This is a genomic window from Gluconacetobacter azotocaptans (assembly GCF_014174355.1).
Taxonomy (GTDB): Bacteria; Pseudomonadota; Alphaproteobacteria; order Acetobacterales; family Acetobacteraceae; genus Gluconacetobacter; species Gluconacetobacter azotocaptans.
Window position 1 is genome coordinate 15,175 of record NZ_JABEQF010000020.1, and the last position, 24,125, is coordinate 39,299.

At 66.4% G+C, this 24,125-nt stretch carries 23 protein-coding genes and 1 tRNA gene; 12 read left to right on the forward strand and 12 right to left on the reverse strand.

The window, feature by feature from the left end:
• Positions 1-20 precede the first annotated feature (20 nt).
• A complete protein-coding gene (gene miaA, locus HLH34_RS17240) occupies positions 21-1,019 on the reverse strand; it encodes a tRNA (adenosine(37)-N6)-dimethylallyltransferase MiaA (protein WP_183120803.1) in 999 nt (332 codons plus the stop codon).
• Between the two features lie 29 nt (positions 1,020-1,048).
• Here miaA and serB point away from each other — a divergent pair, with 29 nt between their 5' ends.
• On the forward strand, positions 1,049-1,945 hold the full coding sequence (serB, locus tag HLH34_RS17245; RefSeq protein ID WP_183120804.1) for a phosphoserine phosphatase SerB: 897 nt from the start codon (positions 1,049-1,051) through the stop codon (positions 1,943-1,945).
• A gap of 121 nt (positions 1,946-2,066) precedes the next feature.
• Here the strand turns inward: serB and HLH34_RS17250 are convergent, their stop codons facing one another.
• Entirely contained in the window at positions 2,067-3,011 is a 945-nt protein-coding gene (locus HLH34_RS17250; RefSeq protein ID WP_183120805.1) for a cation diffusion facilitator family transporter, read from the reverse strand.
• A gap of 181 nt (positions 3,012-3,192) precedes the next feature.
• Between HLH34_RS17250 and HLH34_RS17255 the strand changes: the two genes are divergently transcribed.
• The 3 genes from HLH34_RS17255 to HLH34_RS19700 all read left to right on the forward strand — a co-directional run bounded on the left by HLH34_RS17255 (position 3,193) and on the right by HLH34_RS19700 (position 5,374).
• Entirely contained in the window at positions 3,193-4,035 is an 843-nt protein-coding gene (locus HLH34_RS17255; protein WP_183120806.1) for a carbon-nitrogen hydrolase family protein, read from the forward strand.
• Positions 4,036-4,057: 22 nt separating this feature from the next.
• On the forward strand, positions 4,058-4,864 hold the full coding sequence (locus HLH34_RS17260; RefSeq protein ID WP_183120807.1) for an NAD kinase: 807 nt from the start codon (positions 4,058-4,060) through the stop codon (positions 4,862-4,864).
• A gap of 159 nt (positions 4,865-5,023) precedes the next feature.
• Positions 5,024-5,374, forward strand: coding sequence for an FxLYD domain-containing protein (locus HLH34_RS19700; RefSeq protein ID WP_183120808.1), 351 nt, complete (start codon positions 5,024-5,026; stop codon positions 5,372-5,374).
• A gap of 142 nt (positions 5,375-5,516) precedes the next feature.
• Here the strand turns inward: HLH34_RS19700 and HLH34_RS17270 are convergent, their stop codons facing one another.
• Positions 5,517-7,949 carry a TonB-dependent receptor gene (locus HLH34_RS17270; protein WP_244960028.1) on the reverse strand — a complete coding sequence of 811 codons (2,433 nt, stop codon included), beginning with the start codon at positions 7,947-7,949 and terminating at the stop codon, positions 5,517-5,519.
• A gap of 71 nt (positions 7,950-8,020) precedes the next feature.
• A complete protein-coding gene (locus tag HLH34_RS17275; RefSeq protein WP_220792239.1) occupies positions 8,021-9,001 on the reverse strand; it encodes a phospholipase C/P1 nuclease family protein in 981 nt (326 codons plus the stop codon).
• Between the two features lie 255 nt (positions 9,002-9,256).
• Here HLH34_RS17275 and HLH34_RS17280 point away from each other — a divergent pair, with 255 nt between their 5' ends.
• Entirely contained in the window at positions 9,257-10,462 is a 1,206-nt protein-coding gene (locus HLH34_RS17280; RefSeq protein ID WP_183120809.1) for a YdcF family protein, read from the forward strand.
• 200 nt (positions 10,463-10,662) lie between these two features.
• Here HLH34_RS17280 and HLH34_RS17285 read toward each other — a convergent pair.
• The 6 genes from HLH34_RS17285 to HLH34_RS17310 form a co-directional block, all read right to left on the reverse strand.
• A tRNA-Leu gene (locus HLH34_RS17285) sits at positions 10,663-10,745 on the reverse strand.
• Between the two features lie 60 nt (positions 10,746-10,805).
• On the reverse strand, positions 10,806-11,528 hold the full coding sequence (locus HLH34_RS17290; RefSeq protein ID WP_183120810.1) for a M48 family metallopeptidase: 723 nt from the start codon (positions 11,526-11,528) through the stop codon (positions 10,806-10,808).
• Positions 11,525-12,040, reverse strand: a complete 516-nt coding sequence (locus HLH34_RS17295; protein ID WP_183120811.1) for a YcgN family cysteine cluster protein — start codon at positions 12,038-12,040, stop codon at positions 11,525-11,527. Before HLH34_RS17295 ends, HLH34_RS17290 begins: the two co-directional genes overlap by 4 nt.
• Positions 12,041-12,099: 59 nt before the next feature.
• Entirely contained in the window at positions 12,100-12,555 is a 456-nt protein-coding gene (locus HLH34_RS17300; protein WP_183120812.1) for a hypothetical protein, read from the reverse strand.
• Positions 12,552-13,553: an extracellular solute-binding protein gene (locus HLH34_RS17305; RefSeq protein WP_264784450.1), complete on the reverse strand. Its 1,002-nt coding sequence runs from the start codon at positions 13,551-13,553 to the stop codon at positions 12,552-12,554. The genes HLH34_RS17300 and HLH34_RS17305 overlap by 4 nt, the downstream gene beginning before the upstream one ends.
• Before the next feature lie 69 nt (positions 13,554-13,622).
• A complete protein-coding gene (locus HLH34_RS17310; RefSeq protein ID WP_183120813.1) occupies positions 13,623-14,759 on the reverse strand; it encodes an ABC transporter ATP-binding protein in 1,137 nt (378 codons plus the stop codon).
• Between the two features lie 73 nt (positions 14,760-14,832).
• Here HLH34_RS17310 and HLH34_RS17315 point away from each other — a divergent pair, with 73 nt between their 5' ends.
• The 7 genes from HLH34_RS17315 (at position 14,833) to HLH34_RS17345 (ending at position 21,166) form a co-directional block, all read left to right on the forward strand.
• A complete protein-coding gene (locus HLH34_RS17315) occupies positions 14,833-15,111 on the forward strand; it encodes a hypothetical protein (protein WP_183120814.1) in 279 nt (92 codons plus the stop codon).
• Between the two features lie 39 nt (positions 15,112-15,150).
• Positions 15,151-15,591, forward strand: coding sequence for a hypothetical protein (locus HLH34_RS17320; protein ID WP_182943334.1), 441 nt, complete (start codon positions 15,151-15,153; stop codon positions 15,589-15,591).
• Between the two features lie 167 nt (positions 15,592-15,758).
• Entirely contained in the window at positions 15,759-16,274 is a 516-nt protein-coding gene (locus HLH34_RS17325; RefSeq protein ID WP_183120815.1) for a MarR family winged helix-turn-helix transcriptional regulator, read from the forward strand.
• Positions 16,265-18,493, forward strand: coding sequence for an FUSC family protein (locus HLH34_RS17330; protein ID WP_183120816.1), 2,229 nt, complete (start codon positions 16,265-16,267; stop codon positions 18,491-18,493). Before HLH34_RS17325 ends, HLH34_RS17330 begins: the two co-directional genes overlap by 10 nt.
• Positions 18,493-18,687 (forward strand): DUF1656 domain-containing protein, encoded by a 195-nt coding sequence (locus tag HLH34_RS17335; protein ID WP_183120817.1) that lies wholly within the window; start codon positions 18,493-18,495, stop codon positions 18,685-18,687. Before HLH34_RS17330 ends, HLH34_RS17335 begins: the two co-directional genes overlap by 1 nt.
• Positions 18,688-18,720: 33 nt before the next feature.
• The gene (locus tag HLH34_RS17340) at positions 18,721-19,632 is read left to right on the forward strand and encodes a biotin/lipoyl-binding protein (RefSeq protein WP_183120818.1); all 912 of its coding nucleotides are present in this window, start codon (positions 18,721-18,723) and stop codon (positions 19,630-19,632) included.
• Positions 19,633-19,648: 16 nt separating this feature from the next.
• Positions 19,649-21,166, forward strand: coding sequence for an efflux transporter outer membrane subunit (locus tag HLH34_RS17345; protein ID WP_183120819.1), 1,518 nt, complete (start codon positions 19,649-19,651; stop codon positions 21,164-21,166).
• Between the two features lie 58 nt (positions 21,167-21,224).
• Here the strand turns inward: HLH34_RS17345 and HLH34_RS17350 are convergent, their stop codons facing one another.
• Complete coding sequence (locus HLH34_RS17350; protein ID WP_204739227.1) at positions 21,225-21,755, reverse strand: nucleotide triphosphate diphosphatase NUDT15; 531 nt, start codon at positions 21,753-21,755, stop codon at positions 21,225-21,227.
• Complete coding sequence (locus HLH34_RS17355; protein WP_183120839.1) at positions 21,740-24,109, reverse strand: phosphoketolase family protein; 2,370 nt, start codon at positions 24,107-24,109, stop codon at positions 21,740-21,742. The genes HLH34_RS17350 and HLH34_RS17355 overlap by 16 nt, the downstream gene beginning before the upstream one ends.
• Between the last annotated feature and the right edge of the window lie 16 nt (positions 24,110-24,125).

Consider the following 24,125-nt stretch of genomic DNA (forward strand, 5'->3'; position numbering starts at 1 on the left):
GGACGGAATGTCGGCTGGGTTTAGGGAATGCTCCGACCCACGTCAATCCGGTTTAGAATAAAAGAAACGATATCGCCGTCGTTTCTTTCCATTTGTTGCGCATCTGCGGATATTCTAGCCCCGATCACCCGACTGTCATCGGGCGCGGCCAGGGAATGATGGCCGAACCAGGTCGATTGCCGCCGCGTGTAGCGGCCGGTGGCCAGCACCGCGCGGCGTTCGGCCTCGTCCAGCGCGATCTCGCCGCGCAGGTGGGCGGCCAGTTCGGGCACGCCGTGCGCCCGCATCGCCGGCAGGGCGGGCGACAGGTCCCGGGCCAGCAGGGCGCGCACCTCGTCCAGCGCGCCGGCCCGCACCATCGCCGCGAAACGGGTGGCAATCGCCGCGCGCAGCGTGTCGCGGGGTGGGTCCAGGCGCACGGCGACGAACCGGCAGGCTAGTGGCGGCAGCGTCGCCTCGCGCCGCCATTGGGCAATGCCCCGGCCGGTGCCCGACCAGACCTCCCACGCGCGGGCGATCCGCTGGGTGTCGGCGGGGTGCAGGGCGGCGGCGCTTTCGGGGTCTGCCTCCATCAGGCGGGCATGCAGGGCGGCCGGGCCTGCGCCCGCGACCAGCGCCCGGGCCTGCGCCCGCGCGGCGGGTCCGGGATCGGGGATGTCCGTCAGGCCGTCGGTCAGCGCGCGCAGATACATGCCGGTGCCGCCGCACAGCACCGGCAGCCGGGATTGGGCCCACGCGGCCTCGATTTCCGTGATCGCGCGCTGGCGCCACCAGGCGACGCTGCCGGTTTCCCCGGCCGGCAGTACGCCGTACAGGCGGTGCGGCGCCGCCTCCTCGTCGGCCGGCGAGGGGCGGGCGGTCAGGATCCGCAGGTCGCGATAGACCTGCATGGAATCCGCATTGACGATCACCCCGCCCGCCGCGCGCGCCACCGCCAGGGCCAGCGCCGATTTCCCCGAACAGGTGGGCCCCGCGATCACCACGACCGGCCGCGCCGGCCCATCCGCCGCTTGCGTCATGCCGTCATCCCTGCCACACGCCTTGCGTCATGTCGCTGTCCCATACCCTTACGCTTGTCGCCCGCCGCGACGCCACTACCCTGACCGACGCCGTGGTCCGCGCCGCACGCGACATGGTGCGGGGCGCGGCACCCGTCATCCTGTCGCCGGGCGAGGCCGTGGACATCCCCTGCCCCGCCACCGCGCCGGGCATGCCGACGCTGGACACCATCCGCGCGGCCTTCGGCCCCCGCCATGTCGACACCCTTCTGACGCGTTCGCGCGGACGACGCAAAGGGCTTCTGATCGCGGATATGGACAGCACCATCGTCGCGAACGAGACGCTGGACGACCTGGCCGCCCACGCCGGCATCGGCGAACGCATTGCCGAGATCACCCGGCGGTCGATGAACGGCGAAATCGATTTCGAATCCGCCCTGCGCGAACGGGTCGGCCTGCTGAAGGGCCTGCCCGCGTCCCTGCTGGAAACCGCTTGGAAGGATGTGCGGCTGAACGAGGGCGCGCGCGAACTGGTGGCCACCATGCACGCGCACAATGCGCGCACCGCGCTGGTGTCGGGGGGCTTCACCTTCTTTACCGGCCGCGTCGCGGCGCTGTGCGGGTTCAGCGAACATCATGCCAACGTGCTGGAAAGCCGCGACGGCACCCTGACCGGCGAGGTCGGCACCCCCATCCTGGGCCCCGACGCCAAGCGCGCCCACCTGCATCGCCTGGCCGAGGCCGGCCGGCTGAAGCCCGCCGCGACCCTGGCCGTCGGCGACGGCGCCAACGACCTGGCCATGCTGCGCGAAGCCGGGCTGGGCATCGCCTTCCACGGCAAGCCGATCGTCCGCGCGGCAGTGACCAACCGCGTCGACCATACCACGCTGCGTACCCTGCTGTTCGCCCAGGGCTATCCGGCCGCGTCCTTCGTGGACGTGGACTGACGGAGCGTCACCCAAGGGGCATTGCCCGGCGTGTCCGTCCGAGCATCGGAGCGGAGCGGCCTTGATGGCCGTGAGCGCCGAAGCACAGGACAGGCACGTCGGATCTCCAACAGGGCGGATTTCAGGCCAGCCTCGGGGCGCCGGCGGCCAGGCGGTCACGCCCATCCTGCGCCTCGATGAAGGCGTGGGTGATTTCGGGGAAGCTGTCCTTGATCCGCCGTTCGATCCGCGACACCGCGTCCTCCACGTCACCAGCCGACTGGGCGTCGTCGAAATCCAGGCTGATCGCCACCAGCACGTCCGACGGGCCGAAATGCATGGACCGGATCTCGTTCAGGCCCAGCACGCCCGGCTCGGCCAGGGCGATGTTACGGATGCGGGCCAGCCCTTCCGCCGCCATGCCCTCGCCCGTCAGCAGGGACTGCGATTCCCGCGCCAGGAACAGGGCCGTGAACGCCAGGATGCTCCCGATCAGGATCGACGCCACCCCGTCCAGCACCGGCTGACCGAACAGTTGGGACAAAAGGGTGCCCAGCAGCGCGACCGCCAGGCCGCACAGCGCGGCGGTGTCCTCGAACAGCACGGTGAAGACGGTCGGGTCCTTGCTGTGGCGCACCGCCTCGATCCAGCCGCGCCGGCCCTTGCCGTGGCGGCGGAATTCCCGCAGTGCCGTCAGCCAGACCCCGCCCTCGAACACCAGCGCGATGCCCAGGACGGCGTAATTGATCGCCACATGGTCGACAGGATGCGGATGGCGGATCCTGGCCACCCCTTCCAGGATCGACGCGCCGGCCCCCACCCCGAAGATCAGCAGCGCCACCACGAAGGTCCAGAAATACAGTTCAAGCCCGTAGCCGAACGGATGCGACGTCGTCGCCGGTCGGGCCGCACGCCGCATGCCCACCAGAAGCAGCATCTGGTTGCCGGTGTCGATCAGCGAGTGGATGGCCTCGCTCAGCATCGCCGAACTGCCGGTCAGTGCCGCGGCACCGAATTTCACCAACGCGATCAGCAGGTTGCCAGACAGCGCGGCATAGATCACGAAACGGGAAGACGAGGAGGCCATGAGTGCTCCGCCAAGGGGACCGGCGATCATAGCCCGCCCCCGCCACGCCCCCAAACGCCCCCGCGTCGGCCCGGGCCGGCATGACGGCGGCTGTTGCAGTCCCGTCGGCCGGCCCCCTATAAGCAGTGGGCAACGATCGGCACGCCGCGCGCGGTGCGCGCCCCCTCGGATGGAGTTTCACGTGCGCACCACTGTCGTCCAGATGGCCCCCGGGTCGTCCCTGCCCGACAATATCGACCAGGCGCGCCGCCTGATCGAGGCCGCGATCCACACCGACCGGCCGGACCTGGTGGTGCTGCCCGAAATGTGGAGCTGCCTGGGCGGCACGCGCGACGTGAAATTCGCCAGCGCCGAGGAACTGCCGGCCCCCGGTGCTGCGGACGACGCGGCCGGCCCGCTCTATCGCTTCATGCGCGACATGGCGCGCACCCATGGCATTACCCTGCATGGCGGCTCCATCGGCGAACGCCGTGGCGACCGGCTGATGAACACCAGCCTGCTGTTCGACCCCCACGGCGTCGAACGCGCGCGCTATCGCAAGATCCATCTGTTCGACATCACCACCCCGGGCGGCGAAGGCTATCGCGAGAGCGACACCTACGCCCCGGGCGGGGACATCGTGACCGCCTCTGTCGGGCCGTTCACCGCCGGCCTGGCCATCTGCTACGATATCCGCTTTGCCGAACTGTTCCTGACCCTGCGGCGCCAGGGGGCGAACCTGATCGTGCTGCCGGCGGCCTTCACCGCCGAAACGGGCGAGGCGCACTGGGCGACCCTGCTGCGCGCCCGTGCCATCGAAACCCAGTGCTGGATCGTGGCCTGCGGCACCACCGGCACCCATATCGACGCCGAGGGCAACGCGCGCAGGACCTACGGGCATTCGATGATCATCGATCCGTGGGGCACGCTGGTGGCGCAGGCCACCAACGGCGCCGGATGGGCGACGGCCCGGCTGGACATGGAGGTGGTGCAGAAGGTGCGCGCCGGGATTCCGGTAATCGACCATCGCCGCCTGCCCCTGTGACCACGACGCCCCGCGCCGACCGATGACCGAGCCCCACCAGCCCCCGCCGTGGCCCGTCGGCATGATACCGAGCCGCTTCGCCTTCGTTGCGGCGCCGAACCCCGGCGCCCGCCAGACGCTGGCCGCCCTGACCGCCCGCTACGGCCAGCATGACCCGCAGGAGGCCGACGTCATCATCTGCCTGGGCGGCGACGGCTTCATGCTGGAGATCCTGCATACCACCCTGGGCCGCGCCATCCCGGTCTATGGCATCAATTGCGGATCGGTGGGGTTCCTGATGAATCCGGCAATCCCCGACGACCTGCCGGCCCATCTGGCCAAGACGCAGGCGGCGACGCTGCATCCGCTGCGCATGCACACCACCACCCGGACCGGCGAGGTGATCGAGGCGCTGGCGCTGAACGACGTGTTCCTGTTCCGCCAGACCCGTCAGGCCGCCAAGATCCGCATCGAGGTCGACGGCCGCGAACGCCTGTCCGAACTGATCTGCGACGGGGTGCTGGTCTCGACCCCCGCCGGATCGACGGCCTACAATTTGTCGGCGCACGGGCCGATCGTGCCCCTGTCGGCCAACCTTCTGCCGCTGACCCCGATCAGCGCCTTCCGCCCCCGGCGCTGGCGCGGCGCGCTGCTGCCCGCGACCGCACGGGTCACCTTCACGATCCTGGAACACGACAAGCGCCCCGTCGCCGCCGTCGCCGATTTCACCGAGGTCCGCGACGTGATCTCGGTCGCAATCGAGGAAGACCGGACGCTGCACACCATCCTGCTGTTCGACCCGGACCAGAGCCTGTCCGAGCGCATCCTGGCCGAACAATTCACGGTATAGTCCCCTTTGTTCGACAGGTGCCGCATTTATACCCATCCGCGTTATGAATCGCTGTTCGGTGGCAAGCCTCAGGGCGCTGCCCTGAAACCCGCCAAAGGGCATCGCCCTTTGGAAACCCGGTCGTTGGTGCATGATCGGGGTCCAGGGCCTCAGGCCCTGGTGGGTTCGGGCAAAGCCCGGGTTCTATCAGCGCTGCTGGTCGCCCTGCTGATGCTGCCCGCCCTTCCCGCCCACGCACAGGACCTCATCGTCCGCGAAGCCCGATCGGTGACCGAGGCCGGCGACCGGCACGCCATCGTCGGCACCGCCGAAAACCACTCGGGCCGAATGCTGCAAACGGCCAAAGTAATCTTCAATCTGTACGGCGAACACGGAACGATCATCGGCAGCGCCATCGACGAAACCCACGACCTGCCCCCCGGCGGACATTGGACATTCCACGCCCGGGCCTGGACGCTGTTCGCGAATTTCGGGCTGGCGCGAATCCGGACCGTACCGGCGGTGCGCTGACGAACGGCGCGCCTTATTGTGCCGCACACAGGCAGAACTGCGGGGTAACCAAGGTAGAAGGTTCTAATTTTATAGAAATCACCATGAGAATTTTCATTCTCATGGCGAAAAACATATGTCTCGTGAAAATCCTGGCCAGATTTCAGAAATCGGCGGACAGCGTCACCATCGCCGTAAATGCCGACCCAACGACATAGGACGGGGTTGAAGCATTGACCGTATTACCGAGAATACCTTTCTGCTTCACCGCAGTCAGACCAAACCCGCTGATTGACGAGAGGTAATTGATACCCCCCATATTGACGAGATTAAGCATGATCCGAGGATGCACAGGGGTATGAAAGGACGGAAGCGTTCTACCCATATTCAGATCTGCCGTTACATATCCAGGAATTTTCTGGTCATTCATGAGCGTCGAATACTGCTGCCCCTGATAACGGAAGTTGAAATTGCTGAAATAAGTCCCGTCATCATAGGTCAGTCCAATCGCACCGCTGAATTTGGGCGATCCGGGCTCCTGCTTGCCCTTGGTCGGCAGGTAATCCGTGCCGGCATTCACGTTGTCGCCAATCTCCGTATGCAGATACTGCCCCGAAGCATAGGCGTTGATATGATGCCAGGGCTTCGTGGCAATCTCTCCCTGGAAGCCCCATGCTTCTTCACCGCCCGCGGCAATCTGGGTGCTAATCAGCACACTTGTGCCTGGAAGGTAGGACGAGCTCGAAATCTGATGGTTCGTCAGGTTGTAGTGAAACCAGGACGCAGAAAAGCTGATCGGGCCATTATGCCGGAAACCCAACTCTTCGCCGATGAAATATTCCGCTCCCAGATTACTTGACGGGGTGCTCGAAGGCGTTGCGGACGTCATGGGGAACTGCTGGACATACGGGCTCCAGCCGGCAGGCAACCGGTACGACGTGGTTGCGTTCATGTAAATCTGATCCGATTTCGTTACATGATAGCTGGCCAGAAACTGGGGCGTCGGTTCAAAATAACTCTTTCCAGCCTTGTAAGGACTTGCTCCGGGCAGATTTTCCGTTGCCGAAACAGAAGCCATGGAGGCCTTGAAACCCGCATCAAGCAGGAGCTTGCCGCCCAGAAGGGTCAGCTTGTCGTCAATGCCGATGGCATTGACCTGCTGAATGGTATTTTCCTGGTATCCTGTGACACGGAGCCCATTGGCGGTCAGGTACTGCTGGTTGTAGCTCCAGTCCCCTCCGGGCGAAAGGGCATACTGATTCTGGTATTCCGTGTGATTTCCATAGGAATACCAGTAAAATATCGACAGGTCGTTGGGGCCCTTTTTCCAGTCGAGATTGGTCGTTATGCCGCTGCTGTTCTGCCTCCATGGATGAACGCTCTCGACCGTGACCTTGCCTGACTGCCCTTCATAGCCATCCAGGTAATCATAACGCTGCGTTCCGATATATCCCCCCGCGATGGGGATGGTGGCGCCATAGTTGTTCGGCCCGGACTGGAACGTCGTGTATGGCTCGACATGTAGTGTCAGATCGCGAGACAATTTGAAATCATTGTGGATTGCTCCAAAAACGACGTTTGTGAAGCGCTCATTTATTTTATAATAATTCGTATCCCCGGGAGTGTATTTTCCATCATAGTTGAAACTGGTTCCGTACTGGTTCCATTGCGCCAGGGAAGGATAACGATAGATGTTCTGGTGGGATCTCGTATATCCGAACACGATGTCTGACGAACTGTCACCGGACCAACGCTTCTCGAGATTTGCGTCGATATGATAACGTTCGATATCTCCCGGCCCACGCCACAGATTGCCTGCCGAATGCGAAAAGGATGCAAAAGCCCTTACGTCGCTATGGCCGATCTCGCCGGTGTTGAGACGCAGGAACTGCTTCTGCAGGCTGTGCGTACCGCCCGAGAGGTCGATGTAACCGCCAAAATGGTCTGACGGGCGGATCTCCTGCATCGTGACGATGGCGCCGTCGGCGTTGTACAGCGGTGCCGCCAGATCGACAGACCCCTGTGTAACCTTGACGGATGCCAGATTTTCGTTATCCACCATCGAGGACGTCCAGGGCGCGTAACTGAAAGCGTCCGAAACGGGAACGCCTTCAAACAGGAACCCGATCTGGGTCTGGTCCAGCCCCCGAATATGCATGGTTTCCGCTTCGGTACTCAGCGGACCTTCATTTCCCGCCTGCACGCCGGGGAGGCTGGCGATCAGCTGCGTGGGCGAAATTGTCGGAACCTGCTTGGAAATATACGCGCGCGAAACCTCGCTGACCGACACAGGCGCCGTCTGGTGCACCAGAAGCCCACCACCCGAATTAAGCTGCTGCGCGACAACATTGAGTTCTTCAGCCTGGGCGCGTGATTCAACCCGCTTCGGGGCAGCAGGGCGCGAAGTCGGCGTCGCGGGGGAGCGCGCCGCCACCTTCTGGCCGGACGCTGCTTTCCGCTGCGGGTGCCCCTTGGCCGACTGTGCCGCAAAGACATGTCCATCTGCGGCCACAACACCGAAGGCCATCACGATGCAGGAAGAGAGAAGCTGGCACCGCAGCAGACCATGCGGAGCGCTGTTTCGTCTGGTGGTCATTGTTTTCCTTGGGAGCTCACTGAATCGGGGAAGAGCTCATCGAGAGCGCGAATGTTGAAAAGCCGCGAGCTTCAGCGCGGCGAAGAAGACGTGAGCGGCCGCGAAAAGGCGGCTGGCACGGAACCCGTCTCTGAATCGTAGCCGGGGCTGGACGGGTTGGCCGGATCCGGAATTTCCGGAGCAGGCGGCAACCCACTCTCGCGCCAGGCGCGGTAGACAAGGTCACGCAGCATCGCGGCCGCCGCCGCCGTGCGCCCATAGACCAACTGGCGGGCCTCCGGGTTATGAGGATCGTTCAGCGCTCCGGATTTATCGAGCGTATAGACTGTCTCGACATCCTGATGAGAGCGGTCGAGATAGGCGAGAACCTGATTGAAAACATCGCCGTCCTGATGGGAAACAGGCCCCAGCCGACGACTGATATCCGTCTCCTGCAGCGCAATCATGTCCACGTACCGGGACTCGAAGCGTCCGTGTATGGCGGTCTCGCGCGTATACCCTTTCGGGTCGAGCCCAACCCACCCGTCATGATGGATCGTGACATGCAGGGGCTGGGAGCCGTCCGCGACGTAATGCCCCATCCAGGCGACAATAAAGGCAGTGTCTGTCTCAAGGGCGTTCGTATCTTTCCCCTGGCTCCGCATCGCCCGGATCAGCCGCATCTCCGCAACGAGATGGCCGTACCCTTCGACCACGGCATAAGGAAGCGTACCCGTCCAGCGGATGTTCATACGCTGTGCAGCGTCACGATCCGTCGTATTGAGGCGCTCATGCTCACGGTAAAGCGCAAGCACGAAGGCGTCACGGGAACGAGGTATGGAGGTCATGAACGCGAACTGCTCGCGAAACCACCCGTGATTGGGGTCCTCGTCCATTTTTGAAAAAGGCTCGGACGATGCGCGCCACGTATCCGGCAGGCTGGCCGAACGGACGATCAGATTGACCTGACGCTTCAGGAAGACCGGACCGTCCGCCGGAAGGGCGCTGATGGCTGCCTGGTCAATGACCGCATGGGCTCGCTCACCCCAGCCATAAACGACCTGTGGCGCCATTACGCACGCCCCGAAGGCCGCCGCACACAGAAATCTTCGTATGAGCATCAGGATGGCCCCCAAGCGTCAGCCATGTAGGAACGGGCAACCTTGTAGGGGGCGAACGAAAGCCTGTGCGTGATCCTTTCGAGATAGTATCGTTATATTTTTTTGAAATATTGATAAGGAGACCCGAGAACCCGTCCTGATTATCCCTGCGATGCGGCATACTCGGCGTCCACGGCAATTCTGTCCCTCTCGTCGGGTGTCTGGCTTTTGAAAAAATTCCTTCGCAAGGCCCTGCCATTTCTGGTGTATGTCGGATCGTGTACCTGCACATTCTCGGTCGTATCGGCGGCGCCTGTCGCCCAGACAGGTCATGACCCCGTAACGGAAGGCCTGCAACGCAGGATATTTCCGGCGCTTTCCGAGATCATATCCGACCCCGCCTGGCAGAAGGCTTTTTTGTCTGATCCGGACATGGTCGCACTGGAGGAGGAGCGCCGTTCAAGATCGGCGCGGAATTTCAGCTGCACACCCGCACCCCGCTGCATGGTCGAAACGTGGAAAATCAGTCAGGACGAACGACGGATTGTAGGGGAGACGCTTGAGCGCCTTGCCTCCCGACTTCCCTCACAAACATATGGCATTGCACAGTGGCGGCGGGATGCCGATGCAATCAATTACATTCTGTCCGTTTACGGTGAAGCCGCCCCGCCACGCTATCCGCTCATCGACGCCATGTCGCTGGATGTCACATCAAAAGACTTCGGCCGCCTCGTAGCCGGTTTGCAGGCACAGGACCTGCAAACCCCTCATGGCGCGGAAGAAGCGGTCTTTGCAACTCCCCTGCGATATGCTGCGATTCTTCTTGATGCCAATGACCGCGACGACGCCATTCATTTCCCTGAGCTCTGGGAAAAATGGAATGCACAGTCCCTGCATGCCGCACGTCACGCATACTGGCGACGCTATCCTTATGCGGCCATTATCATTCCGGGAGAAGGTCCGGAAGACGCGACGTTGCCGCTATCCGCTCTCGGTAAATTCCGCCTGACGCTGGCTGTAGAAACCTTCCGGCAGGGTCTCGCACCCTTCATAATCGTGTCCGGAGGCGCAGTTCACCCCGCTCGGACACATTACGTGGAAGCCGAAGAAATGCGGCGCGCTCTGATAGAACGCTTCGGCATCCCTGAACGTAACATCGTTATGGAACCGTACGCCCGCCATACGACAACAAACCTGCGCAATGCGTCTCGCATACTGAACACACTTGGTGCACCAGACGGGATGGCGGCCCTGATCGTGACCGATCCGGACCAGAGCGCCTATATCGAAGGCCCCACTTTCGCGGAGCGCAATCAACGCGAACTGGGTTGTGAGCCAGGCACCCTCGGCAAACGTCTCTCCCCCTTTACCATCGCTTTCTATCCTTCACTTAAATGCGTCGAAACTGATCCAAGTGACCCTCTTGATCCATAAAACCGGTAGGATTTCCGGATTTCGGAAGCCAGAGTTAGCCGGGTGAATTCGGACAGTCTGAATTGGCGCAGCCTCAGGACGTCCATCCGAGCCCGATCCCGACCTGGAGGGCGCATCTGGTTAAGGAGAAGGATTGTGGAGCGAAAGGGCGCTTTCACTCCAACCAGAAGCTTTTATCCTTGAGTTTCAACCCGAAGGCCTGCGAGCTGCGGGACTCGAACCCGCACGCCCTTGCGGGCGCAAGATTTTAAGTCTCGTGCGTCTACCATTCCGCCAAGCTCGCCCGGCTCGCCCTCTAGCACACTCGTCAGGCGGGTAAAATCCGTTGGTGGGGTTTTTGCGCCTATGCGGCGCGCAACAGCGCCGTGCCGTAACGGCGGAGCCACGCTTCGGCCGCACGGCGGTGCGGGGTCAGGGTGGCGACCAGGGCCCAGAAGTCCGGGCCGTGATTCAGGTGCCGCAGATGCGCCAGTTCGTGGGCAATGACGTAATGCTGGACTTCGGCCGGGGCCATCAGCAGCCGCCAGCTCAGCATCACCGTGCCGTCGGCGTTGCAACTGCCCCACCGGCTGCTGGTGTCCTTGATCGTCAGGCGCCGGGGGCGCAGGCCCGACTGAACGGCCAGCTCCGCCACCCGCGCGCCCAGCCGCACCCCGGCCTCGCGCCGCAGGAAGGCGCCCAGGCGGCGCGGCAGGAACGGGGCCTCGCCGCTGACCAGGATGGCGCCGTCCTCGATCCAGACGCCGCGCCGGCCCTGCGGGCAATGGCGGATGGCATGGGGCCGGCCGTCCAGCAGCACCTGCCCGCCATCCTGCCACGGCGTCGGCGCGGGCAGCGTGTCGATGCGCGCCACCACCCAGTCAGCATGAGTGCGCAGCAGGCTCAGCCCGGCCTCGCGCCCCACACGGGGCGGCAGGGTAACGACGACACCGCCGCCGCGCGGGTCGATCCGCAGCGACACGCGGCGCGCCCGCGCCGAACTGCGCCAGCGCAGCGGGACCTCGCGCCCCGCCAGATGGATCGTCTCGCCCGTCCCGTCCGCGCTGCCGGACAGGGGCTCGGTCATCGGGACTCGCCGTCCGGGCCGGACCGGTCCCGCGCCGGCCGCCGCACCCGGGGCTTGCGCCCGGCCGGCATCTGGCCGGGCCAGTCGGCGATATGATGTTCCAGCGGGCCGGCCCGCCGTTCGCTGACGGCGCGGCCGCGCACCGAAACCCCGGCCTCATGCACCGTTTCCGGCCGGCCCGACACCAGCGGATGCCACCACGCCAGGGGCCGGCCGTCCGCCACCAGCCGATAGGCACAGGACGGCGGCAGCCAGTCGATATCTTCCAGCGCGTCCGGGGTCAGCCGAACGCAATCGGGCACCTTGCGCTGCCGGCCCGCGTAATCCGAACAGCGACAGCTATCGGTATCCAGCAGCCGGCAGGCCACGTCGGTATACAGGACCGTGTCGGTCTCGTCCTCGCGCAGCTTGTGCAGGCAGCAGCGGCCGCAGCCGTCGCACAGCGATTCCCACTCTTCGGTCGTCATCTCGTCCAGGCGCCGGACCTGCCAGAAAGGGGGGGAATCAGTCATGGGTGCTGTTTTACGCACTCCGGCCCGTCCCGAAAAGGAAAAGGCGCGGCAAAGGCCGCCTATCGGGCGTCGACCAGCGCGACCAGCACCGACCCGCCGACCGCCAGCAGCAGCGCCGCCAGGCCGGACGGCCCCAGCAGCGGCAGCCACAGCATGCGCGCCCGTACGCCTCGCCCGGCTCCCAGCCCTTCCGCCGTACGGGCCAGCCCCGCCGGCAACCGGCAGGCCGCCCCCAGCGGCGGCAGCAGCACCAGCGGCACCAGGCACAGCCCTTGCAGGACGGCGCGGGGCACACCGCCATCCTCCCCTGCCAGACGCGGCAGCAGCAACGCCAGCGCGCAACCGGGAATCGCCAGGGCCACCGCCAGGGTGCGGCAGGCCGCCAGCACGCGGCCGGACAGGCCCGGCCCGGCGGCGCGCAGCAGGACGAACGCCGCCACCCCTAGGCCAGCCGCCGCCGCCGTCATCCCCAGGCAGGCGGCCAGGTCGGGCAGCATCACGCCGGGCGCGGTCATGCCGGGGCCGCCAGCCAGTCCGCGAACTTCCGGGCCAGGTCGGGCAGGTGATCCTGCCAGAACGCCGCGTCCATCGGCAGGGGCTGCGCCGCCGCGTCGTCGGGGCGGGCGCGATACAGGGCAGCGAAGCGGGCCACCCGATCCGTCCCTGCCATATAGTGCAGCAGGTCGCGCGCCCGGTCGCGCTCGGCCGCGTCCAGCCCGGGGGCGATGCCCCAGGACAGGCCGTCATCCAGGCCCTGCGCCCACTGGAGCCCGACATCGCGCCGCCCCCGCCCGGCGGCAGACGGCGCCGCAGCCTGCGTGGCGGCCTGGGCCGCCACCTCGCCTGCCGCCGCACTGGTCATCAGCACGCCGCCATTGCCGATGATCCGCGCGGAATCCGCCCCCGTGGTCCACCACACGATATAAGGCCGCAACTGGCTGAGCTTGTGGAACGCCCGCGCCACGCCCTCGGGCGTGGCCAGCACGGTATAGACATCCGCCGGCGCCACCCCGTCGGCCATCAGCGCGATTTCCAGTGTCGAGCGCGGGTCCTTCCGCAGCCCCCGCTTGCCGGGATAGCGCACGACGTCCCAGAAATCGCTCCAGCGCGGGGCGGACGGGATCCGGCCCCGGTCCCAGGCCAGGACGATACCGTCATGCAGGGCCGGCACGCTGCAGGCTTCCGCGCTGCCGGCGCTGCCGCCCAGACGCTGCAACAGCCCCTGCATGCAGGCGATGCGGGCGGTGCTGTCCTCCATCAGGGCCATCGCCCAGGCGTGGCGCCCCCGCGCCGGACGGTTGGCCGGCACCTGCGCGTCGCCGTCCCAGGCGAACCGCCGGACGCCGACGCCCTTGGCGCGCGCGAAGGGCTGGAAGAACGCCTGGTCCTGCGCCTTGCCCAGAGCGCCGCCCCAACTGGCGACCACCAGCGTATGCCCGCCGCCCCGGGCGTCGACCCGGGCCGGCGCCGACAGCGCCAGCAGCAGAAAGGCCCCCGAGAGGGGACGGGACACTCGGAAAGACGGGCGGGGCGGGGCGGACAGGGGGGATCTCTTTCACAGCGCGGAACGAAGTGCGGAAAACTAGACCAGTTCGCCACGAAACGGAAAGGCCACTGCGTGCGCCGGCTGCCACGCCAGAAGGGCGCGCCGGCCGGGCGACAGGCCCGCCAGGGTCTGGATCGGCGGACGGCGGACCAGGACCTCCTGCCCGTCGGGCAGCCGCAGCCGCAGCCGCACATGATCGCCCATGTGGTGGACCGCCACCAGGGTGGCGGGAACGTCGCCGTCACCGCCATCCGCCGCGTCGCGGCCATGGAACGGCCCGGCGGAGAATCCGGCGGGAAACAGCGTGGCGATCCGGTCGGGCCGGACGCACAGGGTGCACAGCGCGTCGGCTTCCAGCCCCTCGGCGGCCATCGCCTCCATCACCGCGCCGCTGGCCAGGCGGACGCGGGCCTGGTCGTCCTCGACCCATTCGACACGGCCGGTCAGGCTGTTGGCATCGCCGAATCCGGTGGCAACCCGGTCGCAGCCCGGGCGGTCGAACAACTCGGCGGCCGTCCCCGTCTGCAGCAGCGTGCCCCCGGACAGGAAGCCGATCCGGTCGCCCAGCAGCAGTGCGTCCTCGCGGTCACGGGTCGCCAGCAGAACCGTCAGGCCCTGCGCCCGCGCCAGACGGGCCAGAAGCGTGCGCATGGCCCGCCGCCCCTCGGGCTCCAGCGCCGCGAAAGGGTCGTCCAGCAGCAGGACGGGGGGCGCGAAGGCCAGCAGGCGCCCCAGCCGCACACGCCAGGCCTGTTCCGCATCCAGGTCGCGCGGTCGGCGCGACGCCTGCCCGTCCAGCCCCAGCAGGGCCATGATCTCGCGCACGCGGGCTGCGGTCTGCGGCCGGGGCATCCCCCGCGCGGCCAGCGGAAACGCCAGGTTCTGCCGCACGCTCAGGTGCGCGAACAGCGGATCGCGCGCGCTGAACAGGCCCATGCCGCGCTGGCCGGGCGGCCGGGCGGTCACGTCCTGCCCATCCACGGCGATGCTGCCCGCCACGGCGGGCAGGTGCCCCGCCAGCGTATCCAGCAGGCAGGAGAGGTCCGCCGCGCGGTTGCCCAGCAACGCCAGGCACGTGCCGGCGGCGACCTGCACGCCCAGGCCGGGGCGCGATGGGTCGAGCGGCGCGCGCACAAGTCCGCGAACGTCAAGACGTGGGAGGGAAGGTGGCATGCAAGAACCGAAACCTGACGAGCGGGCGGGACGTTGGTAACAATGTACACAACCGCATCGGAGGACACGACCCATGTTCGGCAGCAAGACCAAGAAACCCACCCAGGAGGCCCTGAAGGCGACGCATGACGAATTGCTGTCGCTGAAGTCGCAGGTGGAGCGGCTGATGAACGAGCATGTGACGCCGGTGCTGGCCGATGCGGCCGACAGGGCCGAGCACGTCGTTGCCAATGCGCGCGAACTGACCGATCATCAGGTGCAGGACGTCACCAGCCGCGTGCGCGCGAAGCCCATGATCGCCATCGCCATCTTCGCCGCGGTCGGCTATCTGCTCGGGCGCATCACCCGGTAGGCCGTCCGCCCAACGCAGCAGAGGGACGAAGCGAGGACCATGAGAATAGCCGAACTTGGCAAGGCCACCGTGCAGGCGGAACTGACTGTCCGCCGGCAGATGGCCATCCGCATAGGCCGGCAGGCGGCTTTCCTGGTCATCGCAGGGGTTTTCGGCCTGCTGGCCATCCTGTCGGGCCACGCCCTGCTGTGGGCGTTCGCCTACCAGACGCTGGGCTTCAGCGTCCTGGGCGCGGCGGTCCTGGTCTTCGCCGCCGACGCCGTGGTCGCCCTGCTGTTCCTGCTGCTGGGCCGGCGGTCCATCATGACGCCGCAGGAAATCCGCGCGCGCTTCGAACGCGACCACGCGATCAACGAACTGCGCCAGGCCATGGCCCTGACGGCCGTCACCACCGCCGTCGCGGGGCCGGTCGGCCGGCAGGCGGGCCGGGCGATCTGGCATGTCGTGCGATCGGCCTTCGGCCGGAAGGGCAAGGCCTGACGTCTTTTCCCTCCTGAACCGGAGGGACGGCATTGCCGGAAGGTATCCATGCTGAAATTGCATTGGCCCCGGTCCGGCATTTCTGGAAACGTGCCCCCGGACGATGATCGTGAGCACACGAACGGTTCGCGTGCTCATCAAATTGGGAAACCGGGTAGCAGAAACGGATGGCCGAGACCGAGCAGAGTGCGCGGGAACGATCCTTTGGACGTCGCCTGGCCCATCTGGGGGCCGCCTGGCGGCGTCAGATCGATCATGACCTGCGGGATTTCGGCCTGACCGAGGCCACCTGGCGCCCCATCCTGTACCTGGGCCTGCTGCCGCCGCCTGTCCGGCAGAGCGACCTGGCCCGCGCGCTGGGGATCGAGGCCCCGTCGCTGGCGCGCCTGCTGGACGTGCTGGAACGCAGGGACCTGATCGTGCGCACCCGCGACGAAGAAGACCGCCGCGCGAAACTGGTGCGCCTGAGCCCCGGCGGCCAGCGGATCGAGCACCAGGTGCGCCAGGCGGCCGATTCCGTGTCGGCCCGCCTGCTGCGTGACGTCACATCCGGCGAATTGCAGGCCTGCTACGCGGTGTTCGACCGGATCGAAAGCGCGCTGGGCGCCCCGCGCGACGACGAAGGCGCGCCCCTCGCCGAAGCCATGGCGACCGAAACCCAGGCGGCCCTGCCATGCGGCTGATCCCGCCGGTCGGCGCGCTGTCGCTGTCGACCCCCCTGCTCCGTTTGGGCAGCTTCGCCTTTCCGGAATGGAAAATCATCAGCCCGACGGTGGCCTATGCCGCGCGGGTGGTGCTGGCGCTGGGGCTGGCGCTGTTCCTGTCGTTCTATTTCCAGCTCCAGACACCGATGTCGTCGGTGACGACGGTCCTGATCGTGGCCAATCCGGTCGTCGGCGCCATGGTATCCAAAAGCTTCTGGCGCATCTTCGGCACGGTGATCGGGGCGGTCAGCGCCGTCGTGCTGATGGCGCTGTTTCCGCAATCACCGCTGCTGTATTTCCTCGGCCTGTCGCTGATCATCGGCATCGCCTGCTGTGTGTCGACCCTGCTGCGCTTCTTCAAGGCGTATGCCGCCGTGCTGACGGGCTATACGATCGTCCTGATCTCGGTCTCGGCCTTCAGCGAGCCCGACCATATCTTCATGTCCGCCATGTCCCGCCTGTCGGCGGTGACGGTGGGCATCGTCTGCACGGCGGTCGTCTTCTTGGTCACGTCCATCAGCCGGCCAGAGCGCATCCTGCGGCAGGTGGATCAGACCCTGCGCAACATCACCGCCCGCTTCTCGCACCCCGCGGACCTCGAGGGGGCGATCGCCGGCTCCACCCTGATGCCCGACGACAGCGGCCAGCCGCTGTCGTTCCGGGCGATGACGGTGACCAGCTACGACGAACGCGCGCGCCTGCTGTCGCAGGCCAACGCGCTGGTCGAAGCGATCGAATATGCGGCCGCCGACAATTTCGCCATCGGCCGGCGCGCGCGCGGCCTGCACGCCGGCGTGGCCCGCCTGCTGGGGCTGCTCAGCACCCATCACCCCATCTGGGAGGATGTGCCGCTCGACACCCCCCATTCGGCCGAGGCGCGCCGGATCGTGCAGGAGGTGATGGCGACGTTCGCCGCCACCCCGCCCGAGGACCTGCATCTGGACGACCCGGGCGACATGCGCGCGCGGATCGTCGCCGCCATCGCCCGCCTGGACGAACTGACCGAGCAGACGCAGGACCTGCCGACGATCGCGTTCATCGACAACGAACGCGACATCCTGGACCAGCTGCGCGCCGCGCTGGACGATTTCGTGGGGCCGCAGCCGCGCGTGCACCGCCTGCCGCTGAAGGTGTATTTCGACTGGCCGGCGGCCCTGCGCAATGGCGCGCGCGGGGCCTGCGTGACGTTGCTGGGCTGCCTGGCCTGGTATGTCCTGCGCTGGTCGAACGGCGCCACGATGCTGACCTACCTGATCCCGGCCTCGTGCCTGCTGGCGACCAGCCCGCTGGCGTCGCGGGCCAGCGCCCTGTTCGCCAGCGGCACGCTGGCCGCCATCCCCGCGGCCTTCCTCTGCCAGACCTACATCCTGCCGCAGATCGACGGATATCTGCTGCTGTGGTTGTCGTTGTCGATCTGCCTGCTGCCGGGCATCTGGATCCAGTTCCATCCGCGCCATGCCATGCGCGGCTTCGGCTATGCGGTGTTCTTCAACGCGATGGTGCAGATCCGCAATCCGATTTCCTATGACGATATCTCGCTGATGAATCTGTGGCTGTCGTACCTCATCGCCCTGATCGGGCTGGCGCTGGTGTTCAGGGTGATCCTGCCGGCCGACCACCGGCTGGATACCGGGCGGCTGGTGATGTCGATCGTCCGCGCCACCGAACGGCTGGCGTGCCGGCCGATCCACCGCCCGGTGGACTGGATGGTGTGGGAAAACCTGCAGATGCAGAAGATCCTGCGCCTGATCCAGCGCTTCTCGCTCGTCGCGCCGCCGCGCCGGGTGTACGAGGTCACGGATGCGGCCTTCGTCGCCGTGTCGCTGGGCCGGGTGATCGCGCGCCTGCGCGGCCTGATCCAGGACCCCGCGGTGCATCAGGACGACCGCGACCGCACCCGCGCGGCCCTGGCCGCCTTCCGGCACCTGCGCAGCCGCCCCGGCCTGACGGCGACGACCCTGCGCGAGACCGCGCAGGCGATCATCGCGCATGTCGAGGGACGGCACGCGGCCTCGCACGTGCCCACGCGCCGGATTGCCGCGTGCCTCGAACAGGCGTCCCTGCTGCTGGACGCAATTCCGGGATTCTTCCATACGCATGGACCGCTGCAATTGTCGGCCGACATGCCTGGCGCCGATAACCGGCTGACCCTTGCCATCCCCCCGGGAACGAATTTGTTCGGAATGAAAGCCGCGTGATGCTGACCGAGTTCAATTTCTTCGGCGTCTTCATGGCCCCGATCGTCGTCTACGCGATCGCGGCCCTGCCCGTGACCATGCTGATCCGCTTCCTGCTGTGGTGGAGCGGCATCATGAAATGGTTCTGGCACCTCGCCCTGTTCGAGGTCGCCCTGTACACCTGCGTCCTCTGCCTGATGATCCTCTACGTCTGAACTGCTGCCCCCAGGAAGGTTCGAGAATTTACAATGCCCCTTCTGCGCACCCTGATCCGCGTGGTCCTGACCCTGACCGTGGTGGCCCTGGCCATCGTCATGGGCGTCACCCTTTGGGACACCTACATGATCGCGCCATGGACCCGCGACGGGCGCGTCCGCGTCTATGTGGTGGACGTGGCGCCCGAAGTGCCCGGCACCGTGGTACAGGTGCCGGTGGTGGACAACCAGTTCGTCCATAAGGGCGACCCGCTGTTCGTGCTGGACCCCGTGCGCTTCCGCCTGGCCATCCGCGAGTCCCAGGCCCGGCTGGACGGCGCGCTGGAAGAGCTGAAGCTGAAGCAGAACGACGCGAAGCGCCGCATGGGCCTGGGCGGCATCGTCTCGGCCGAAGAACAGGAGGTGTTCAATTCGAACGTCGCGACCCAGGTCGCCGCCGTCGACGCCGCGCGCGCCTCGCTGGACCTGGCGAAGCTGAACCTGCAACGCTCGGTCCTCTACTCCCCGGTCAACGGCTACGTCACCAACCTGAACCTGCGGGTCGGCGACTATGTGACCTCGGGCGCGGCGCGGCTGGCGGTGATCGACGCCGACTCGTACTGGGTGAACGGCTATTTCGAGGAAACCAAGATGTGGGGCGTGCATGTCGGTGACGTCGCCCGCGTCAAGCTGATGGGCTACAAGCAGATCATGCCCGGCCATGTCGTCTCCATCGCCCGCGGCATCAACGACCAGAACGGCGCCCCCGACCGCCTGGGCCTGCAGGACGTCAACCCGATCTTCACCTGGGTCCGCCTGGCGCAGCGCATTCCCGTACGCATCCATCTGGACCACGTGCCCGACAGCGTGACGCTGGCCGCCGGCATGACCTGCACCGTCACCGTCGGCCCCGAATCCCGGGGACAGCGGGGACGCCTGACCACCTGGCTGCAAGACCATCTGTAAGGCCCCCGGCACCCCCATGACCATGAAGACGATGACCCGAAGGGCCAGCCTGTTCCTGACCTCCGCCCTGTTCCTGGCAGGGTGCACGGTCGGGCCGCGCTACCAGCCGGACCGGATGAAGCTGCCGGCAGCCTTCACCGAGGACGAGCACCCCGCCACACCGGACGAAATCGCGCGCACCAACGCCGAGCTGAAGGAATGGTGGCACCGGTTCAATGACCCGGAGCTGGACAAGCTGGTCGACCGCGCGATTGCAGGCAATTACGACCTGCAGATCGCCGGCCAGCGCATCCTGGCCGAACGCGCGCTGCGCGATGTCCAGGCCTCGGCCTGGTATCCGCAGGTCGATGCCAACACCACCAACGGCGACAGCCGCTATTCGCTGAACATCGACAACTGGCCGCTGCGCCCGGGCAACCCGGCCAACCGGCCCGGCGCGTCCTACCTGTCGTACGGCGTCAGCGCCAGCTGGCAGGTCGATGTGTTCGGCCGCATCCGCCGCAGTGTCGAAGCCCAGGAACACGCGGTCGAACAGACGATCGAGGAACGCCGCGCCGTCCTGATGACCATGCTGTCCTCGCTGGTCAGCGACTATATGGTGCTGCGCGACACGCAGTTGCGGCTGGATATTTCCAACCGCAATATCCGCGTGGCGCAGGATGCCTACGATCTGACGCAGCGCCTGTACCTCGAAGGCGTGGGCAATACGCTGCAGATCGCCCAGGCAAAGGCCGAACTGGACGCCCAGCTGGCGGCCCGCGAACCCCTGCGCACCCATATCGCGCAGATCACCCACGCCCTCGACGTGCTGATGGGCCAGGTGCCCGGCACCACCGAGGCCGAATTGAAAATAGCCCGGCCGCTGCCCAAGGTGCCGGACTTCCCCGCCACCCTGCCGTCCATCGTGCTGGCCAACCGCCCCGACATCCGCCGCGCCGAACGCGCCTATGCCGAGGCCACGGCCCGCATCGGCGTCGCCGTCGCGCAGATGTATCCGAATTTCAGCATTCCGCTGAACTTCAACCCCAATGCGTCGGCCATGTACCAGCTGTTCGAGGCCGGGGCGTTGAGCTGGCAGTTCTTCATGCTGGCGTCGGTGCCGCTGATGCACGGCGGCAAGCTGACGGGCCAGATCCGCGCCGCCCAGGCCGCGGCCGAGGCCAGCCGCCTGGGCTACCGGCAGACCGTGCTGCAGGCGTTCCGCGAGGTCGAGGACGCCATGGCCGCGTGGCATGACGACGTCGAACATACCGAACTGCTGCACCGGGCGGCGGAAGACAGCACCCTGGCCAGCGAGCGCGCGCGCAAGCTGTACGGCGCCGGCCTGGTCGGCTTCCTGGAGGTGCTGACCACCGAACGCACCGCCCTGGCCGCCGAAAATGCCGAGGCCGTGGCCCAACTTGAACGGTTGCAGGATGCCATCGACCTGTACACCGCCATGGGTGCCGGCTGGCAGGGCGTGGGCGTCACCGCGGCCAGCCTGCCGGTGTCGCTGGAAACGCAGAACGTCCTGGCCCGCGCGTTGAAACAGTAAGGGAGGGTCGGGCGCTGCCCGAACCCGGCAAGGGCCTCGCCCCTTGCCCATTCGTGGGTCAAGGGCGCATCCCTGATGTGATGGGATAGGCCTGCCACGCGGGGGCAAGAGGCTTCCCCAGCCAGGCGTTCAAAAGCGCGCCGGACGCCGGAAAAAGCGGCTCGGGAAGGCAGTCGCGGCGTGTCCACGCCCAGCACGCGAACACATGCGGTTCCAGAATCCGGGGTTCCGCATCCTCGCCGACCATTGCCACCACCCCGCAGGTGAGCGACGGAACGGGCGCCGCAAGATCCATGACCATAATCGTCGCGGTCACCGGCGCGAGGACGGTCAGTCCCGTTTCCTCGGCGATTTCCCGCACGGCCGCCTGTGCAAAACTTTCCCCCGCTTCGACATGGCCCCCGGGCAGGCACCAGCTCTCCGGCTCATCCGTTTTTATCCGACGCCCCAGCAGCACTTCGCCTCTGCCGTTCAGGACGATGGCTCCGACCCCGACGGTCGCATTGCATCGAGGACCATCCGAGGCCCCTGGGCCGGGTTGGGGCAGACTCTGCCCTGCCCCGGCCCGGTCCGTTACGACCAACGCCATTCCTCGATTTCGGGCATGTCCTTCCCATGTTCGGCAATATAGCGCGTGTGATCGACCAGCTTGTCGCGGATCGCCTGCTTGGCATAGGCCGCGCGCGTGGCCAGGCCCGGCACGCGGTCGATGACGTTCGACACCAGATGGAAGCGGTCCAGATGGTTGCGCACCACCATGTCGAAGGGGGTGGTCGTCGACCCTTCCTCCCGGAAGCCGTGGACGTGGAAGTTCCGCGCGTTGGCCCGCCGGTAGATCAGCTTGTGGATCAGCTGCGGATAGCCGTGGAAGGCGAAAACCACCGGCGTGTCCATGGTGAACAGCGCATCGAACGTGGAATCGGGCAGACCGTGCGGATGCTGGCTGGCGGATTCCAGCGTCATCAGGTCGACGACGTTGATGACGCGGATCTTCAGGTCCGGCACATGTTCGCGCAGCAGCTTGACGGCGGCCAGCGTTTCGATGGTGGGCACGTCGCCGGCGCAGGCCATCACCACGTCGGGCGTGCCGTCCTTGTCGTTGCTGGCCCATTCCCAGATGCCGATGCCCGAACTGCAATGGCGGATGGCGGCATCCATGTCCAGCCACTGGGCCTCGGGCTGCTTGCCGGCGACGATGACGTTGATGCGGTCCCAACTGTGCAGGCAATGCGCGGCCGTGCACAGCAGGGTATTGGCATCGGGCGGCAGGTAGACGCGGACGATATCGGCCTTCTTGTTGATGACATGATCGATGAAGCCCGGGTCCTGATGGCTGAATCCGTTATGGTCCTGCCGCCAGACATGCGACGTCAGCAGGTAGTTCAGCGACGCGATCGACCGCCGCCACGGTACTTCGCGCGAGGTCTTCAGCCATTTCGCATGCTGGTTGACCATCGAATCGACGATGTGGATGAACGCCTCGTAGCAGGACATGAAGCCGTGGCGCCCGGTCAGCAGATAGCCTTCCAGCCAGCCCTGGCAGGTGTGCTCGCTGAGGATTTCCATGACATGGCCGTCGCGGGCCAGATGATCGTCATAGTCCAGCGTTTCGGCGTTCCAGGCGCGGTTGGTGACGTCCAGCACCGCGTTCAGCCGGTTCGAATTGTTCTCGTCCGGGGCCAGCACGCGGAAATTGCGCGACGGCAGGTTTTCCTTCATCACGTCGCGCAACCACGTCCCCAGGACCCGCGTGCCCTCGGCCTTGTCATGTCCGGGCATGGCCACCGGCACCGCGTATTCCCCGATGTCCGGCAGTTTCAGCGGGCGCTTCAACTGCCCGCCGTTGGCGTGGGGATTGGCGCTCATGCGCCGGTCGCCCACCGGCGCCAGCGCCGCGATGTCGGGGAACAGGCGGCCGCTTTCGTCGAACAGTTCCTCGGGCCGGTAGCCGCGCAGCCAGCTTTCCAGCGCCTGCAGATGCCCCGGCTTGGTCAGGTCCGAGAACGGCACCTGATGCGACCGCCAGTAGCCCTCGGTCCGCAGGCCGTCGATCTCCTTCGGGCCAGTCCAACCCTTGGGACTGCGCAGCACGATCATCGGCCAGACCGGACGGGTGGTCTCGCCCCCCTCGCGCGCCGCCTTCTGGATCGCGGCAATCCGGTCGAACGCCAGATCCATGGCGGCGGCCATCTTCTGGTGCATCGGGTCGGGGTCGTGCCCTTCGACGAAGATCGGGTCGTAGCCATAGCCGCGCAGCAGGGCCGTCAGCTCGGCGGGCGGGATGCGGGCCAGGATGGTCGGGTTTGCGATCTTGTAGCCGTTGAGATGCAGGATCGGCAGCACCGCGCCGTCGGTCTGCGGATCGAGGAATTTGTTGCTGTGCCACGAGGTCGCCAGCGGCCCGGTCTCGGCCTCGCCATCGCCGATGACGCAGGCGACGACCAGGTCGGGGTTGTCGAATACGGCGCCATAGGCGTGCGACAGCGAATAGCCCAGTTCCCCGCCTTCATGGATCGAACCGGGCGTCGTCGCGGCGGCGTGGCTGGGAATTCCGCCGGGAAAGGAAAACTGCTTCAGCAGCCGGCCAAGCCCCGCCTCGTCCTGCGACACGGCGGGGAAATATTCGCTGTACGTTCCTTCCAGATAGGTGCTGGCCACGATGCCGGGCGCGCCATGGCCCGGACCCGCGATGAACAGCACGTTGGCGTCGCGCGCACGAATGATCCGATTGAGGTGCAGATACAGGAAATTCAGCCCCGGCGTGGTGCCCCAGTGGCCCAGCAGGCGCGGCTTGGTGTGTTCCAGCCGCAGCGGTTCGCGCAGCAGCGGGTTGGCCATCAGGTAGATCTGCCCCACGGACAGGTAGTTGGCGGCATGCCACCACCGGTTGAACAGCCCGATCTCGGTCGCTGACAGGGGGGATGCCGTCGGCGTCCCGCTTATCGTCTCACTCATCTTC

Coding starts and splice junctions, on each gene's coding strand:
- miaA (WP_183120803.1), bottom strand. CDS start 1,019: ATGACGCAAGCGGCGGATGGGCCGGCGCGGCCGGTCGTGGTGATCGCG.
- serB (WP_183120804.1), top strand. CDS start 1,049: ATGTCGCTGTCCCATACCCTTACGCTTGTCGCCCGCCGCGACGCCACT.
- HLH34_RS17250 (WP_183120805.1), bottom strand. CDS start 3,011: ATGGCCTCCTCGTCTTCCCGTTTCGTGATCTATGCCGCGCTGTCTGGC.
- HLH34_RS17260 (WP_183120807.1), top strand. CDS start 4,058: ATGACCGAGCCCCACCAGCCCCCGCCGTGGCCCGTCGGCATGATACCG.
- HLH34_RS17270 (WP_244960028.1), bottom strand. CDS start 7,949: ATGACCACCAGACGAAACAGCGCTCCGCATGGTCTGCTGCGGTGCCAG.
- HLH34_RS17275 (WP_220792239.1), bottom strand. CDS start 9,001: ATGGCGCCACAGGTCGTTTATGGCTGGGGTGAGCGAGCCCATGCGGTC.
- HLH34_RS17290 (WP_183120810.1), bottom strand. CDS start 11,528: ATGACCGAGCCCCTGTCCGGCAGCGCGGACGGGACGGGCGAGACGATC.
- HLH34_RS17295 (WP_183120811.1), bottom strand. CDS start 12,040: ATGACTGATTCCCCCCCTTTCTGGCAGGTCCGGCGCCTGGACGAGATG.
- HLH34_RS17300 (WP_183120812.1), bottom strand. CDS start 12,555: ATGACCGCGCCCGGCGTGATGCTGCCCGACCTGGCCGCCTGCCTGGGG.
- HLH34_RS17310 (WP_183120813.1), bottom strand. CDS start 14,759: ATGCCACCTTCCCTCCCACGTCTTGACGTTCGCGGACTTGTGCGCGCG.
- HLH34_RS17315 (WP_183120814.1), top strand. CDS start 14,833: ATGTTCGGCAGCAAGACCAAGAAACCCACCCAGGAGGCCCTGAAGGCG.
- HLH34_RS17320 (WP_182943334.1), top strand. CDS start 15,151: ATGAGAATAGCCGAACTTGGCAAGGCCACCGTGCAGGCGGAACTGACT.
- HLH34_RS17325 (WP_183120815.1), top strand. CDS start 15,759: ATGGCCGAGACCGAGCAGAGTGCGCGGGAACGATCCTTTGGACGTCGC.
- HLH34_RS17330 (WP_183120816.1), top strand. CDS start 16,265: ATGCGGCTGATCCCGCCGGTCGGCGCGCTGTCGCTGTCGACCCCCCTG.
- HLH34_RS17335 (WP_183120817.1), top strand. CDS start 18,493: ATGCTGACCGAGTTCAATTTCTTCGGCGTCTTCATGGCCCCGATCGTC.
- HLH34_RS17340 (WP_183120818.1), top strand. CDS start 18,721: ATGCCCCTTCTGCGCACCCTGATCCGCGTGGTCCTGACCCTGACCGTG.
- HLH34_RS17345 (WP_183120819.1), top strand. CDS start 19,649: ATGACCATGAAGACGATGACCCGAAGGGCCAGCCTGTTCCTGACCTCC.
- HLH34_RS17350 (WP_204739227.1), bottom strand. CDS start 21,755: ATGGCGTTGGTCGTAACGGACCGGGCCGGGGCAGGGCAGAGTCTGCCC.